We start from the raw sequence: 17,755 nt of genomic DNA, 5'->3' as shown, positions 1-17,755 counted from the left end.
CTCCTACATTAATTCAGTTAAGAGCAAGTCTCCAGACATGCCACTTTGTTTTAGCTTTCCTTCTTAAACCCTTCACCCAATACCTCACGAGTATTACTAATAATCACAAAAGCTTCAGGGTCTACCAAGCGGACGAGCGTCTTGAGGCGAGTTACCTCGTTTTGTCCGACTACAACCATAAGTACAGGACGTTCTTCGTTCGTGTAACCGCCCCGTCCTGCCAGCTCTGTCAATCCTCGGTCCAAATCCTGCAAAATAGCCTGCGTGATCGTTTCTTTCTGATTGGATATGATGTAAGCTACTTTGGAGTAACTCAGTCCCATTTCCACAGCATCAATGACTTTGCCAGTTACAAACAAGCCAATCAACGCATACAGCGCACGTTCCGGCGAGAGGGTAAAACCAGCCAGTGTAATCACCGTTCCATCCATCAACATGACACAGAGAGAAAGACTAAAACCCGTATACTTTTGAATAATCTGCGCCAAAATAGCCAGTCCACCCGTCGAGCCCCTGCCCCGAAATACGGTGCCCAAACCCAACCCTACTCCGATTCCACCATATAGCGAAGCCAGCAACGGATTTGTTGTCGGAACTGCCCAGTCCTTCGTCACATAAACGAATAGCGGCAGCATAATACTTCCCAGCAGGGAACGCAACCCGTATTTTTTCCCTAACAGCAGTACTCCTGCTATAAATAACGGAATATTCATTCCCCACTGCGTATAGGCTGGTTCCAGGCCAAACAGGTCCTCACCCAAGATAGACAAGCCCGATACCCCCCCGGATGCAATCCGGTTTGGAAGCAAGAACATGTTAAAGGTCAGCGCTGTAATGAAAGAGCCGATTATAATCAGCAAAATGTCGGTCACGTTGCGTGCGGGTCCGCTGGCGGCAATCAGAGGCTTGCGGCGTCTTCGGCGGGTAGCGGGGGGATTCAATTGAGACATCATTCGTGTTCTCCTTTAGTTAAAATACCATTACACAAAAATTCCTACAGTCCGCAGGCACATGGTCTGCAGACTGTAGGAAAACGTACAGGCTATTATTCTGCGTCCAGCTTAATTTGGCTGCGCAGGTAACCATCGATGAACGGATCGAGATCGCCATCCATGACAGCTCCTACGTTGCCAGTTTCCACGCTAGTACGATGATCCTTAACCATGCTGTATGGATGGAACACGTAGGAGCGAATTTGACTGCCCCATGCAATATCGGACTGTTCTCCGCGGATTTCGTCCAATTGCTGACGCTGCTCTTCGATCTTACGCTCGTAGAGCTTGGAACGGAGCATCGTCATTGCCTGCTCACGGTTCTTGATCTGGGAGCGCTCATTTTGACAAGTTACAACAATGCCGGAAGGAAGATGCGTAATTCGGACGGCTGAGTCGGTCGTATTAATATGCTGACCACCTGCCCCGCTGGCCCGGTACGTATCAATTTTAAGATCCTCTGTGCGGATCTCAACGTCCACATCATCGGCAATTTCCGGCACCACATCACAGGATACGAACGATGTGTGCCGACGGCCGGAGGAATCAAATGGTGAGATACGAACAAGCCGATGTACGCCTTTTTCCGCTTTCAGGTAGCCGTAGGCATTATAACCTTTAATCAATAGGGTTACGCTCTTAATCCCTGCTTCATCACCCGCAAGGTAATCCAGCGTTTCTACCTTAAAACCGCGTTTTTCTGCCCAGCGTGTATACATCCGTAGCAGCATTTGACCCCAGTCCTGCGACTCGGTTCCACCTGCCCCCGGATGCAGCTCCAAAATGGCATTAAGCTTGTCATATGGCTGATTCAAAAGCAATTGGAGTTCAAACTCTTGAAGCTTGCTCAGCAAGGATCTGATACTGTTTTCAATTTCTCCAGCCAGTGTTTCGTCGCCTTCCTCATCAGCTAGCTCAGCCATCATCCCCGCATCCTCATATTCCTGACGGAGCTGTTCATAGCTGTCTACAGAAGACTTAACCGCATTCATTTCCGCGATCACGGCTTGAGCTTTATCGTTATCATCCCAAAAATCAGGCGCAGCCATCTTTTCCTCAAAGTTTGAGATCATTTCCTGTTTGAGATCTAAGTCAAAGAGACCCCCTAAGGTTTGTTAGTTTCTTGCCTATTTCTCTTAAATCATGTTTTACATTTGGATCTATCATGATGACATTCTCCTTTTAATATAGGGTTAGGGGGAGTAAAAGCGTTGTGAGTTACGGACTGGGTGAAGAGACGCTGCGCGAATGATTCGATCTTACGATCGCTGTTGCAGCGAGATGCCCTTGATTGGATTAACACATTCAAAGGTGGGCATCTCACTGCAAAGGCGTACGCTGACGCTTCTCCAGATCCAAATCCTCCGCTTCGCTGCCGACCGCCGTAAAGTTAAACTGCTTTTAAATAACTGGCTCTGGTTATGTGAGTCAGATTAACTGCTGAATTAACTGACAAACAAGCAGATACCTGCTTGCTTGTCATAATTATAGAAATAGGGACAATCTTCTCAAGAAAAAAATATTCAAACCGATCCTCCAACAGAGACCTATAAGTTGAAAACATCAGTCTCACCCCTGTATGGCACAAAATGGCCGACGGTCAGTGGTGAACTGCCGCCTGCCATTATATGCACTGCAGGGAATAGTGTATCTCAAGATCTCTCCCTTAATTTCAATCCGTTATTTTCTACGCGGACGCGAAGGAGCGGATTTCTTTTTAGGAGCCGCAGGTTCACCACTCGTCGAGATTTTGTCTTCGTCGATGACAGCCTGACGCTCTTGATTGGATTCAATTTGTGCTTTCATGATGTATGTCGCTACTTCCTCTTGGATGCTAGCAATCATAGCATGGAACATTTCGAAGCCTTCAAATTGATATTCGCGCAACGGATCGGTACCGCCGTAAGCACGCAAGTGAATACCTTGACGCAATTGATCCATAGCATCAATATGGTCCATCCATTTGCTATCGACTGCACGCAATACGATAACCTTCTCGAACTCGCGTACCATATCTTCGCCAATCATTTCTTCACGGCTGTGGTATCTGTTGGTAACTTTTTCGAAGATCATATCCACGATCTCCTCTGTTTCCTTGCCCCACATGTCGTCACGCGTAAGTGTATTTTCCTCAAGCAGGTTGTTGTTCACATACTCTGCTACTTCTTCAAGTTCCCAGTTTTCAGGAATGTCATCGCCGCAATGAGCTTCCACTACGCGCTCAATGACAGGCTTGATCATGTCGAACACAATTTCCTTGATGTTCTCTGATTCCAGCACCTCACGGCGTTGTTTGTAAATAATAGCACGCTGCTGGTTCATTACATCATCATACTGGAGAACGACTTTACGCTGATCAAAGTTGTTGCCTTCGACGCGTTTTTGAGCTGATTCGATAGCACGTGTAATCATACGGCTCTCAATAGGTTGGTCTTCCTCGAAGCCCAAACGCTCCATCATATTCAGTACGTTGTCCGCACCAAAACGCTTCATTAACTCATCGCCCAACGATAAGTAAAACTGTGTGGAGCCCGGATCACCCTGACGTCCTGCACGTCCGCGAAGCTGATTATCAATACGACGGGATTCATGACGTTCTGTACCGATGATATGCAAACCACCGAGTTCTGATACGCCTTCGCCCAGTACGATGTCAGTACCACGTCCAGCCATGTTGGTAGCGATGGTTACTGCGCCAGCCTCACCTGCACGGGAAATAATCTCAGCTTCCTCAGCATGATACTTGGCGTTAAGCACTTTGTGACGAACGCCTTTGCGTTTCAACATTTCAGAAAGAAGCTCCGAGTTTTCAATAGAAACCGTACCTACTAATATCGGCTGGTTCTTTTTGTTGCGCTCCAGGATTTCATCCACCACTGCATGGAATTTTCCTTTCACGCTCTTATACACTACGTCAGGCATATCTACACGCTGGTTAGGCCGATTCGTTGGAATTTGAAGTACTTCCAGACCATATATTTTCTTGAATTCTTCTTCTTCTGTTTTAGCCGTACCCGTCATACCCGCCAATTTGCGGTACATACGGAAATAGTTTTGGAATGTAATCGTCGCCAGCGTCATGCTTTCATTTTGTACAATGATGTTTTCCTTCGCTTCAATGGCTTGATGCAGACCATCACTATAACGACGTCCAGCCATCAGACGACCTGTAAACTCATCGACAATCAGGACCTCACCATCAGCTACGACATAGTCCACATCCAAACGCATAATAGCGTTAGCCTTCAATGCCTGTACAATGTGGTGATTGATTGTAACACTTTCCTGATCGTACAAGTTTTCGAGACCAAAGAAATTTTCAGCTTTGGATACGCCGTTTTCGGTCAAAGCAACCGACTTCACCTTAATATCCAGCGTGTAATCTTCTTCAACACTCAGGCTCTTCACAAAACGATCAGCCGCAAAATACAGCTCTGTCGATTTCTGAGCTTGTCCTGAAATAATCAATGGTGTACGAGCTTCATCGACGAGAATGGAATCCACTTCATCAATGATACAGAAGTACAACGGACGTTGTACCATCTGCTCTTTGTAAAGCACCATATTATCGCGCAAATAATCGAACCCGAACTCGTTGTTTGTACCGTACGTGATGTCACAAGCATAGGCTGCCTGCTTGGCGCCATGATCCATATTGGCCAAATTCAGCCCTACGGACATTCCCAGGAAGTTATAAATCTGTCCCATTTCTCCGCTGTCACGTTGCGCCAAATAGTCATTGACCGTAACCACGTGCACGCCTTTGCCCAACAGAGCATTCAAATAAACCGGCAGTGTTCCTACCAGTGTTTTACCTTCACCGGTTTTCATCTCGGCAATTTTACCTTCATGCAGCGCAATACCGCCGAGCATCTGTACGTCATAATGACGTTTACCCAGCACCCGCTTGGACGCTTCGCGAACCGTTGCAAAAGCTTCCGGCAAAATTTCTTCAGCCGTAGTCCCTTGTTCGACCCGAGCTTTAAATTCTGCCGTCTTCGCTTGCAACTCCTCATCCGAGAGCTTTTCGAAATCCGGCTCTATCTTATTGATCAGTTCAACCGTCTTCATTAAACGCTTGACGTCACGTTCATTGGTATCTCCGAAGATTTTCTTAACAATTCCTAGCATGGTTTACCCCTTTCGCGCAAAACAATTAATAGAATCAATTTCACAATAAGAAAGGGTCCATGATGAAATTGATTCCCGATATGTTTGACAGGCCCGGCTGTACCAGCCCATCGTGCGATGTTCTTTGCATAAATTGTAACAGTTTGTAGGACATGCCGCAACACAAGCAGCCTCCAGATTTGCATCCGGTTAAAGATACCAAAACAATTGACGCACGAAATACACAACTTGGTTATACTTATCCAAGTTTAAATTTCCTTACATTTACAAAAAAAACATATAAAAGAGCCCTATCCCGCCAGGTTCGCAAGGATAAGGCTCGTGTTGTTTTCATTTTCCTAATATCCATGAAGCATGCTTCAATCAAAATCGTTCTATTCATTTTAAAATGTGAAAAGTTCCTACTTCACAGGCTATTCCCGTTCGATCAGACCGTATTTACCATCATTGCGCTTGTAAACTACGTTAACTTCTTCGTTGTCAATATTGGAAAACACAAAGAAATTATGTCCAACCATGTTCATTTGAAGAATAGCTTCTTCCACATCCATAGGTTTCAATAAGAAACGCTTGGTGCGGACAACTTCCAGCTCATCCAGTTCTACATCCTCATCTTCAGCAACAGCCACGCCACCTGCTGGATCTTCCACAAAAAGGGTTTTCAAGCTGCCTTCCTGACGGAATTTACGGTTTAGCTTGGTTTTGTGCTTGCGAATTTGCCGTTCAAGCTTGTCTACCACGGCATCAATGGATGAATACATGTCATCGCTCTCGTCTTCGGCACGGAGTACAAGCCCCGGCAAAGGAATGGTTACTTCTACAGTGTGCAAATCTCTGGTTGTGCTTAACGTTACACTTCCATCAGACGTCGGGGGTGCATCGAAATACTTTTCAAGTCTGCTGAATTTCTTATCAACGTAGTCCTTCAAAGCGTCGGTAACCTCGATCTGTTGACCTCGTACTGTTAAGTTCATAGGGCACGCCTCCTTTGCTCCTTCAGTATAGCACATATGTTAACGCCAAGTAAAAAAAGAGACCAACATTTCGAAGCTATTTTACAAATTTCTTCTTTTTTCGCTAAAACGCTTCCTATAACGTCATTCTTTGAAAACAGGTATGTTTAAAATTGACTTGCATACATATGTGAATAATGACTGCATATAGATATTGCCCCGCTGAAGTCATGCCAAACAACTATTTTGGGCTTCATGCTAAGCGATTTTATCGAAAAAGGGGGTGACCTTTTCCCGCTGGATTAGGTACATGGGCTTGTGCGGTATGCAAGGCCTGGTTATAACGCAGGCAATTTATACGAAAGGATTATTACACCCAGCCTAGCTGGCTCTTCCTATACGGAGATCCTAAGATAACGGATTTGGAAGAGATGGAAAGTAGGAAGCTAATCCATGGCTTTTATTCAGCGTTACGTAACGAACCAGACGGGGGCTGTCACCTTTATAGGGAATACACTTGGGCTGGCACGCTCTAATTCGGTAGGAGTGCCGGGAACAGCGACCAGCATTGGCGCGTTCATCACAACTAATACAGCCTCTCGCTTCGGTACGTATCCATTTGGCACGACTTCTACCTTTACCAGTAACTCATCGACAGCATTCCTTGTGCTCCCTGCGGGCAGTACGGTGCTGTATGCTGAGCTTATTTGGGGAGGAAGTTATGCCAACGGCAGTACCAATGTATTGTCCAGCGCCAGCAACCCGGTCACATTTCAGACACCTGCTTTATCTACTACAGTCAGCCCTGAATCGGCAACATCAGTCAACGTCACCAGTCTCAGTACCTATGTGAGAACAGCGAATGTCACAAATCTGGTCATTCAAGGCGGTGCAGGGGCATACACGGTCGGAAATGTGACGGGCACCATCACGGTTCCCGATTCCACCAACACCAACCATGCCGGATGGACGCTGGCTGTGGTGTACAATAACCCGTCTCTGCCCTTCCGCAACCTGTCGCTACGTGTTGGTGGTGAAGGGGTCAGTACCGCTACAGGCTCGGTCAATGTGGTGGTGAGCGGCTTTGCCACGCCCGTACAGGGGACTTTGCGCGGTAGGGCGCTGATTAGCGCGCAAGAGGGTGATGTTGACATTACGGGTGACCGTGCGTTGTTTGGACCTACCACATCCAGTTTGACTGCGCTGTCTGGGCCCAATAATTTTTCGACTAATTTTTTCGCTTCCCAAATAAACGGAGACGACGGTACATTGGTCACGACCGGGACCTTCGGTACAACTAATGCCGTGAATGGGGCACCTGGCACACAGGTGACGGGCGGACGGCAAGGTTGGGACATTACCAATGTCGATATTTCCTCCACGCTGCTCAACAGCCAAACCACAGGTGTCCTCCAGCTGACAACAAATGGCGACATTTACACTGTAAATGCCAATGCCATTCAAATTGATATCAATGCTCCGCTGGTGACCCTGACCAAAACTGCCAGCTCTACAGGCTTGGTTATTGGCGATACAGTGACCTATACGGTTAACATTTCGAATACGGGGCTCGTCAGTGCTTCCAACACAGTACTTACCGATACCATACCAGCCGGGGCTACCTTCGTACCCGGCAGTGTTGTTGTCTCGGGCACAGCCCAGCCAACAGCCAATCCCGCTACAGGTATCACAGTGGGTAGTGTTGCTCCTGCTTCCACGGTGACCATTACATTCCGTGCAACCGTCACTTCATTGCCAGCAAACACCCAGCTAGGCAACCAAGCATCGGCATCCTTTTCCTTCCAAACCGTACCGGGAGGACCTGTCATTTCTGGCAACGTTCCGTCCAACACTGCCAGTACACCAATCTACCAACCTGTTATTGGGATTGTTAAAAGTGCCAATACAACGGCTGCTACAGTTGGAGATACGATTACGTACACGTTTCAGATATCCAACACGGGCAGCATTGCTGCAAATCTCAGCTTTTCGGAGAGCATTCCCGCCGGATCATCCTTTATACCGGGCAGTGTGACCATTGGTGGTTCTTCCGTGCCTGCTGCCAATCCCGCTACTGGTTTTTCAGTAGGAACGATTAATACAGGTGCTACTATACCTGTGACCTTCCAGACCCTCGTCAACGCGGTTCCCGCCTCTGGTAATTTGACCGATCAGGCGGCTTACACGTATACCTTCACACCGCCTGACGGACGTGTATTGAACGGAAGCGGGACGTCCAACACGCTCACCATTCCCGTATCCTCACCAAATGTGACCGTGACAAAAGCCTCTTCCCTGGCGGCAGCCGCGGTCGGAGAGACTGTTCAATTTACCATAACCGCCACAAACAACGGAATCGCCAATGTGACCAATGTAATCATTACCGATCCGCTGCCAAGCGGAGTTGCCTTTGTACCTGGCAGCGTCACCGTGAACGGAACTGCTTCTGCGACTTCTACACCTGTGAACGGTATTCCGATCGGCATTTTAGCTCCAGGCGCATCGGTTACGGTTGTATTTCGGGCAGCCATTAATTCTCTGCCTTCTCCTGCACAGATCAACAATCGTGCAACTGTCAGCTTCACTTCCGGAGCCTTTACCGGATCATCTTTGTCCAATCTTGTAACCATACCTATCGTTATTGCAGCGCCGACGATTACCAAAAGCGCCAGCTCCAACCGTGCCAGCGTTGGCGGGACGATTACTTATTCATTTCTCATCGCTAATACCGGAACTGCCGTATTAAACACGACCTTGACGGAAACTGTACCGACAGGCTCCACCTTTATTCCCGGAAGCGTCATTGTCGGCGGGTCCTCAGTGACAGGTGCCAATCCTAATACGGGAATTTCAGTAGGCACCGTCAACCCTGGTGCACAAATTACAGTCTCGTTCCGGACGACAGTGGATTCGCTACCACCTGGGGGTGGATTAAACGATCAGGGCCTACTCCAATATTCATATCAGTTGCAAGACGGAAGAACCCTGTCGGGCTCGCTTCTCTCCAATATTGTTTCCGTATCGATTTCGCTTCCCAACGTAGCAGTAACCAAGTCTGCGGGGTTCACATCCGTTAGTGTTGGCGAAACGCTAACCTACAGTGTGAACGCCGTTAATAACGGAATTGACCCCATCACAAACACCGTGATTACCGATCCACTCCCCGGCAGCGTGTCATTTGTACCCGGAAGCGTAACCGTCGGTGGTTCACCTGTGAGCACAGCCGACCCAAGAAGTGGCATTCCAGTCGGCACCATTGGCGCAGGCGCATCCGTGCAGGTGTCCTATGCTGTGCTGGTCAATGCCGTTCCATCCGTGCAGCCGCTGCAAAACACAGCCAGTGTCAGCTTCACCAGCGGTGCTTTTACCGGAACATCCCAGACAAATACCGTCTCTGTGCCGGTTTATCAGCCTCGCATCAGTGTGACCAAATCTGCAAATACAACAGCAGCTACGATAGGCGACACGATTCTGTACACTTTGCTGGTCACGAACAGCGGCAACTATAATGCTTCTGTAACGCTGACAGATGCTATTCCTGCCGGGTCCACGTTTATGGAGAACAGCGTGGTAATCAATGGCGTTAGTCAGCCCGGAGCCAGTCCAGCAGCAGGTATTTTCATCGGAACCGTGTCGCCGCAAAGCCCTATCACACTGACATTCCAAACTGTAGTGGCTTCTCTTCCAACACCATCCCAACTGACAGACCAGGCCACCGCCGCCATTTCCTTTACGTTGCCCGATGGGCGAGTGCGAACAGATAGCACATCGTCCAACGTGTTATCCATTCCTGTGTCAGCGCCGAATGTGTCCATTTCGAAGACTGCAGACCGTTCCACCGCCATTCCGGGTGATTCGGTGTTATACACCCTGACCGTACTCAACAACGGAATTCAGACCGTGAGCAATGTGGTCGTTTCCGATCCTATCCCGGCTGGCTCTCAATTCACTGCCGGTAGCGTAACGCTGAATGGCTCCACAATAGCCAGTGGAGATCCTTCTTTAGGTATCGTAATTGGGAGCATTGCCGCTGGAGGGGGAGCTACAATCACTTTCAGGGTAACAGTATCCTCTCCATTACCAAGTCCGCCGCAGCTCACCAATCAATCGCGTGCCAGCTACACCAGCGGTGCTTTTACAGGCGTATCAGTATCTAACCCGGTGACGGTAGCCGTCAATGCCCCAGTGCTAACTGTCAGTAAAACTGTAGATCCCATACAGGCAACGGTTGGCGATATCGTAACGTATTCCGTGGCGGTAACCAACAATGGTAACATTGCTGCTGCTGCAACCTTGACAGACAATGTCCCTACAGGCTCGGCACTTGTGCCGAACAGTGTGGTCGTTAACGGTACTCCTGTTCCGGGCGCCAGTCCAGCAACAGGTCTGTCTATTGGCTCCATTGCACCTGGAGCCGTAACTCAAACAACTTTTCAGGTGGTGATTACTTCCGTGCCTTTACCTCCCCAACTCACCGACCAGGCGAATATCAGCTTTTCCTTTCAACCGCCGGATGGCCGGATTGTTAACGGCAATGCTTCGTCCAATATTGTCACAATTCCTGTATCGTCACCGAATGTGCTGGTTACCAAAAGCGCTTCGGCCACTGACGCAGTTCCCGGTGATACGATAACCTATACCATTACAGCTACCAATAGTGGCATCGAAACCGTGACGGATGTTCGGGTAAACGATACGATCCCGTCGGGCTCCACTTTTGTTCCTGGTTCGGTTATTGTAAATGGAACGACATTGCCGTCAGCCAGCCCCTTAACGGGGATTCCAATCGGCTCCATCGCTGCTGGAGCGTCAACAACTGTCACTTTTTCCGTATTGGTCAACAGCCTGCCTCAGCCGCCGCAACTGAGCGATCAGGCTTCCGTTTCTTTTACCAGCGGCACACTGAACTTCACATCACTCTCCAACACGATTGTCGTGCCTGTATACCAGCCTATTATCAGTCTTGTTAAAACCGCAAATACGAGTCAAGCAACCGTAGGCGACACCGTAGTCTATACACTCACCGCCCAAAATACAGGTAATCTAGCAGCGACCGCCACATTCACCGATGCCATTCCATCCGGGTCCTCCTTTATACCGAATAGTGTCACCGTAAACGGTCTGCCTGTTGCTGGAGCCAATCCCCAGTCGGGGGTATTGGTCGGAAACATTGCAGCGGGGGCTTCTATCGCCCTTACCTTTCAAGTGGTCATTAACGCTGTCCCTGCTGGGCTGGGTCTATTAAATCAAGGTTCGGCCACATTCACCTTCCAGCCACCTGACGGCCGCATATTAAATGGAAACACACAATCGAATCCGGTGTTCATTCCCGTATCCAATCCGAATGTCACCGTAACCAAAACGGTCAACCAAACCTCCGTCGCCTTTGGAGATACCATTACGTACACCATTACCGCAGCGAACAATGGCATTGAACCTGTAACAGGAACGGTCTTTATCGACCCGATTGCTGACGGCACTACCTTTGTACCTAACTCCGTACAAGTCAATGGTGTCACTATACCGGGAGCCAACATCGCTACAGGCGTTTCTGTCGGCTCTATCCCTGCTGCCAGCTCGGTAACGGTCACCTTCCAGGCCACGGTAACATCCTTGCCGGCATCAGGTTTGTCAACAGATCAGGCGACTGTCTCCTTTAACTCGGGGGCTTTCGCAGGTCAATCCGCCTCTAATACGGTCAGCCTGCCTGTATTGCAGCCGATTTTGAATGTGACCAATACCCTCAGTGCGGATCGTGCTACCGTAGGGAATACACTTGGTTTTTTCATTACTGTAACCAATACCGGCAACGCGCCTGCACAAACGGTCGTGCTTGATCTGTTGTCCAGCTCGCTTAGCCTGAATCAAAATAGCGTACTGGTCAATGGAGCGCCTATTCCCGGAGCGGACCCGATTTCGGGAATTAATATCGGTTCAGTTGCACCTGGTACTACGGTAACTGTCACGTTCAGCGCCGTGGTCATATCTGTACCGCCTGGCTCTATACTGACCAACCAGGCTAATGTGAACTATACGTTCCAACTACCAGACGGACGAACGTTGAGCGGAAGCGGATCAGCACAGCCTGTATCCATCCCGATCTCTTCACCGAATGTAACAGTCACGAAGGCGGCTGATGTCGCTGACGCTGTCGTGGGTGATTCTGTTCCATATGTCATAACTGCGTTCAATAACGGACTCGATCCTGTTACTAGCGTTATCGTCACGGATACCATTCCTTCTGGAACCGCCTTTGTCCCGGGCAGCGTTACCATCAATGGTACTCCTGCTATTACAGCCAACCCACAAAACGGCATTCCTGTCGGAACGCTTGGAGCTGGTGGCGGTGCGACCATTCGCTTTTTGCTTAACGTACAATCACTGCCGTCACCAGCGTCCATTACCAATGAAGCGACCGTCAGCTTTACTTCAGGTGCCTTTAATGGATTTTCGGTCTCCACTCCCGTTACCATCCCTGTGTATCAACCGATTGTCACTGTAACTAAAAGCGCGGGAACGGGAAGAGCTACGGTTGGAGATACGGTAACCTATACATTCTCCGTTACAAACTCTGGAAACATCGGTGCAGATACCGTCCTTAGTGATCCCATCCCGGCAGGGGCTGCCTTTATCCCTAATAGTGTAGTGATCAATGGCACCGCCGCACCTGGCTCAGATCCAAGTGTTGGGATTCCATTAGGTATCATAGGTGCAGCTACGACCGTCACTCTGACCTTTCAGGCAGTCATTACCTCACTGCCCGCATCAGGTACATTGGTCAATCAGGCGACTGCAGCTTACAGCTATCAACCTCCAGATGGTCGTGTCCTGACTGGAAGTGCAGTATCTCCGTCCGTGACCGTCTCGGTCTCTTCACCAGACGTGGACGTTATCAAAACAGCCTCCGCTACAGATGCCGTAGTCGGAGATACCATTACGTATACTGTGATTGCTACGAATAACGGAATCAGTCAAGTCGTCAATGCCGTTGTATCTGATCAACTGCCGCCTGGCACCAGCTTTGTTCCGGGTAGCGTAACCGTGAATGGAACTTCGGTACCTGCTGCGTCGCCAAGCTCCGGTATCCCTGTGGGCACCATTGCTGTAGGTGGTTCGGCAGCAGTTACATTCCAGGTCTCCGTCGTTAGTCTGCCGCAACCGCCGCAAATAACCAATCAAGCGACCGTCAGCTTTACTTCAGGCGCGTTGACCTCGTCTTCGCAATCCGATCCGGTTACCTTGCCCGTTTATCAGCCGATCATCGGCCTGACTAAAACCGTCAATACCGTTAACACACAGATCGGATCAACATTGGTCTATACCCTGACGCTAACTAATACCGGAAATATTGCCGTTATACCTGTGCTGTCGGATAACATCCCCGCAGGTTCTGAACTACTGCCTAACAGCGTAGTCGTTAACGGCATCCTTGTCCCGGGGGCTTCGCCAGTTACAGGCATAACGCTCGGATCACTGGCCCCTTCAGGCAGTATTACAGTGAGTTTCCAAACCATCGTCTCGTCTCTGCCAACTCCGCCTATATTGACCGACCAAGGGCAAGCGGACTTTACCTACTCACCACCTGACGGTAGAGTACTGAGCGGTTCTGTCACATCGAATACAGTCAACATTGCTGTATCTGCACCTAATATTCAGGTGATTAAAACATCCAGCCTGGCAGCCGCTGTAGTCGGAGATACGATCAGATATACACTGAGCATCACGAATAGTGGCGTGGATTCAGTCACAGATACTGTTGTAACCGATACAATTCCTGCAGGTACCTCCTTCGTTCCGGGCAGTGTCCTAATCGACGGAGTAGCCTTCCCTAATGCCTCTCCGGTTGCTGGAATTGCCATCGGAAACGTCGCACCTGGAAATACATTCGTCGTCAGTTTCCAGACAACTGTCCAGTCTTTGCCGCAGCCACCACTGCTCACAGATATTGCAGCCGTCACGTTTACTAGCGGAACGTTCACTGGCACTGCCTTTTCCGATCCACTCATCGTACCTGTGTTCCAACCGTTAATTGCAATTACTAAAGCATCCAGCACTCTTAACGCCTCCGTCGGCGATACACTGACCTACACGATTACAGCCATGAATAGCGGCAATATTGCAGCAGCGCTTACCATCAGCGATAACATCCCGGCCGGATCGACTTTCCTTGCCAACAGTGTCAGCATTGCTGGCAGTCCGCAACCTGGGTTGTCCATCGAAACTGGCGTTCCAGTTGGATCCGTGTTGCCAGGCGGAACGGTATCCGTAACGTTCCAAACCATTATCAATACACTGCCTAATCCACAGGTACTGGTCGATCAGGCATCAGGCTCATTCACTTTCCAAACACCAGATGGCAGAACTGTATCCGGATCTGCGGTATCCAATTCAGTTAGTATCTCTGTATCCTCACCAGACGTTAGCATTGTCAAAGGAACGGCGGCTACCGACGCCATTATTGGCGATATCATCACCTACACACTGGCCGTCTCCAACAATGGGATCAGTACAGCCAATAATATAGTGGTTTCAGATATGATTGCGGCGGGAAGCTCCTTTGTGAATGGCAGTGTTACCATAAACGGCACTTCCTTCCCTGATGGAAACCCTGGCTTTGGTATTGCCATCGGTACGCTCGCTCCAGGAGCTGTTACTACCGTTACGTTCCAGGTTCGAGTCGACTTCTTGCCAACACCAGCACAATTAACTAATCAGGCATCCGTTAGCTTTACCAGCGGAGTATTTACTGGCAGCTCAACATCTAATGTAGTAACCATTCCAGTCTTCCAGCCGATCCTGACAGCAGTCAAAACAAGCAGTACCAATAATGCCACAATCGGAGACATCATCACTTACACGATTGTCGTATCCAACACGGGTAACATTGCAGCCTCGACTACTGTAAGTGACAATATTCCGGACGGCTCTGTATTCCTTCCGAACACAGTCTCGATTAACGGTATTGCTGCTCCCGGTGCAAGCCCAGTTCCCGGCATCCCGACTCCCGCCATACCACCAGGACAATCGGCAACCGTCACTTTCCAAGTGCTGGTATCTTCCATCCCTGTAACCGTACTGCTGGTGGATCAGGCTGAGGTAGGCTATCGCTTTAATGCACCAGATGGGCGAGAGGCGGGCGGTTTCCATTTATCCAACATTGTTGAGGTTGCCGTGTCACCGCTAGACATCACATTAAGTAAAAGCGTAAGCTCACCTTTCGCCACTACTGGCGATACCTTGACGTATGAACTCGTGATCCTCAACGAGGATACGAATACCGTGCAAGATGCCCGTTTGCTGGATACTCTGCCAGAGGACATCGAGTTTATTACAGGCTCAGTTCAGATTAATGGATCTACGGTGGCAGAAAGCGATCCCGGCACTGGCATATCTTTGCCACCGTTAGAAGCGAATACCAAGACTGTCATATCCTTTGATGTCCGTATCACAGCGACAGAACAGCCAGGACCACGTACGAATCAGGCGCGCTTGTTACTCTCAAATGGTGAAGAAGCGAGTGCCGTTTTGTCCAACGCTGTCACCATTGCCTTACTTCAGCCTGTGGTGAAACTGACGAAAATAGCCAGCACGGAGAGCGTACAGCCAGGCCAAAGCATCACCTATTCCATCGTCGCAGAAAATACGGGAAATATCGGTGCCTTTAGCTTGTTGACGGACTCATTGCCATCGGAGCTTTCTTTTGTTGCTGGCTCTGTTTCGGTTAATGGAATCCCTCAATATGGGGTCAGTCCAGGGCAAGGCATTGCCCTAGGTAGCATCGCACCAGGAGAAAAAACGACTACCGTCTTCTCCGCGCTTGTCGTTCGTGCCTCCGAGTCTGGCACACTGGTGAATCAAGCTGCGCTAGCTTACTCCTACCAGCTGCCGGACGGACGAAGCACGAATCTGGTAACTGCTTCACCTTCTGTCTCGGTTAAAGTAGCCCCTACTGCTAAAGGAGCCTTGTCAGCTGTGCTACGCACAACAGTATCTACTGTCGCATTAGGCGATGCTGTGCCTTATCAGCTGACCCTTTTTAACGATGGAGGCTCAGTCATTACTGATGTAGTGTTAGCCGATTACGTACCGATTGGAACCATCATAAACCCGGACAGCTTGAAAATTAACGGTTCTCCACCTGCTTCTAGCAAGCCAGGTGAACCATTATTTATCGGCAGCTTACAGGCGGGACAGACAATTGATGTATCCTACAGCGTGAACGTTCAGTCTCTGCCTCTCGGAGGACGTCTAAACAATAGTGTACGGCTTCAATATGCTGGCAGTGACGGTGCGAGCGATGTCACCAGCAACACCGTGACTGTAGCCGTTTTCGATCCACAGCTTGCCGCAAGTATCTCTACGGAAAATACGGAGGCCATCGCAGGAGAAAGCCTTACTTATACGGTACTGCTCAACAACTTTGGCAACGTAACATCCGAAGTTACACTGCAAAATTTCATTCCTGCCGGGACTCTATTGATTCCTGACAGCATACAGTTGAACGGTCAATCACTGTCGGGAGCCGATCCTGCTGTTGGTGTTAGCCTGGGGTCTGTGGAACCTGGACAGTCATTGACACTGACTTATCAAGTAACCGTATCGGAGACGCCTCCATCTGGCTACATCGTAAATCAAGCTGCCTTTGCCTACTCGTTTACGTTACCTGGAGGAAGAGTCGTATCAGGGACAGTGACTACGAATACCGTTACCATCCCAGTTGTATTCCCACTGCTCGAATTAGTTAAAAAGGTGAATACCACGGATGCCTCTATAGGTGACACACTCACCTTCACCATACAGATTACAAACAAAGGAGGAATCCCAGCGCAGTATCCGCTGTTCACAGACCCGTTGCCGCATGGACTCATTTATGTACCCAACAGCCTTACTATCCAAGAAAAAGCACAGCCAGGCGCTAATCCCGCTGCAGGTATCACGCTCCCGGATATTGCACCAGGAGAGACGCTCACCCTTACGCTCCAGGCGCAAATTCGTGAAGCACCAGCAGAGGGAACATTCAGCAACCAAGCCACCATCGAATATACCTCACGTCGTAGTGGAGGAGAGACCATCCAGGAAACAACCCAAACCAACACCGTCGGCGTGACCGTTATTGCAGCCATCCCTAAACTTACACTTAGCTCCAGCGCTCTGCGTGTCGGGCAAGAAGATACCCTGTCCTTCACCGTCCATGTGGAAAACATCGGCAATACTCCGCTGGAAGAGCTCTTGCTCACTGCACCATTCGCAGCCGAAGATTTCCTTGTACTGAGAACCGTCACCGTGAATTCTGTGCCGCTTCCGCATCCTAACCTGCTCCAAGGTATTCCGTTAGGTCGGCTTGACCCAGACCACAAAGCCGTCATCGTCTTTTCTTTCGACATCGAATCTGCGCTCCGCGCGTATCTGATCGCCCAGGTCATCCTGCGCTATCAATTCCGCTATCCAAACGGAAGCATAGAGAAACAATCTGCCTCTTCCAATACCATTTTTGTGGAGATGGCTGACTTTGATGGTTCTCTAGAGTAAAAGTTCTATTGTGTCGAGCTCCTTACCATCGGGTAAGGGGCTTTTTTATGTAATTAGAAAACATAAAAAAGCCCTGGAATATTTTCCAGGGCAGTTGCTAGCGCGTTATCCATTGCTAACCATCTTACCAATTATGTAGGTCGGCTATGC

5 protein-coding genes are annotated in these 17,755 nt (G+C 49.3%); 1 reads left to right on the top strand and 4 read right to left on the bottom strand.

Features of this window, described 5'->3' with window-relative positions:
- Positions 1 to 50 precede the first annotated feature (50 nt).
- The 4 genes from ACQW03_RS13995 to hpf form a co-directional block, all read right to left on the bottom strand.
- Positions 51 to 950: a YitT family protein gene (locus ACQW03_RS13995; RefSeq protein ID WP_441952399.1), complete on the bottom strand. Its 900-nt coding sequence runs from the start codon at positions 948 to 950 to the stop codon at positions 51 to 53.
- 95 nt (positions 951 to 1,045) lie between these two features.
- A protein-coding gene (prfB, locus tag ACQW03_RS13990) for a peptide chain release factor 2 (protein WP_103744773.1) occupies positions 1,046 to 2,159 on the bottom strand; the annotation gives its coding sequence in 2 pieces (ribosomal slippage) (positions 1,046 to 2,086 and positions 2,088 to 2,159; 1,113 coding nt in all).
- Positions 2,160 to 2,672: 513 nt separating this feature from the next.
- Positions 2,673 to 5,123 carry a preprotein translocase subunit SecA gene (gene secA / locus ACQW03_RS13985; RefSeq protein WP_441950222.1) on the bottom strand — a complete coding sequence of 817 codons (2,451 nt, stop codon included), beginning with the start codon at positions 5,121 to 5,123 and terminating at the stop codon, positions 2,673 to 2,675.
- Positions 5,124 to 5,536: 413 nt separating this feature from the next.
- Complete coding sequence (hpf, locus tag ACQW03_RS13980) at positions 5,537 to 6,097, bottom strand: ribosome hibernation-promoting factor, HPF/YfiA family (protein WP_023990642.1); 561 nt, start codon at positions 6,095 to 6,097, stop codon at positions 5,537 to 5,539.
- A gap of 432 nt (positions 6,098 to 6,529) precedes the next feature.
- Here hpf and ACQW03_RS13975 point away from each other — a divergent pair, with 432 nt between their 5' ends.
- On the top strand, positions 6,530 to 17,605 hold the full coding sequence (locus tag ACQW03_RS13975) for a beta strand repeat-containing protein (RefSeq protein WP_441950219.1): 11,076 nt from the start codon (positions 6,530 to 6,532) through the stop codon (positions 17,603 to 17,605).
- The last annotated feature ends 150 nt before the right edge of the window (positions 17,606 to 17,755 follow it).

Source organism: Paenibacillus sp. DRB1-1, assembly GCF_052119485.1.
GTDB classification, from domain to species: Bacteria; Bacillota; Bacilli; order Paenibacillales; family Paenibacillaceae; genus Paenibacillus; species Paenibacillus polymyxa_B.
This window is presented reverse-complemented; position numbering and strand designations above follow the sequence as displayed.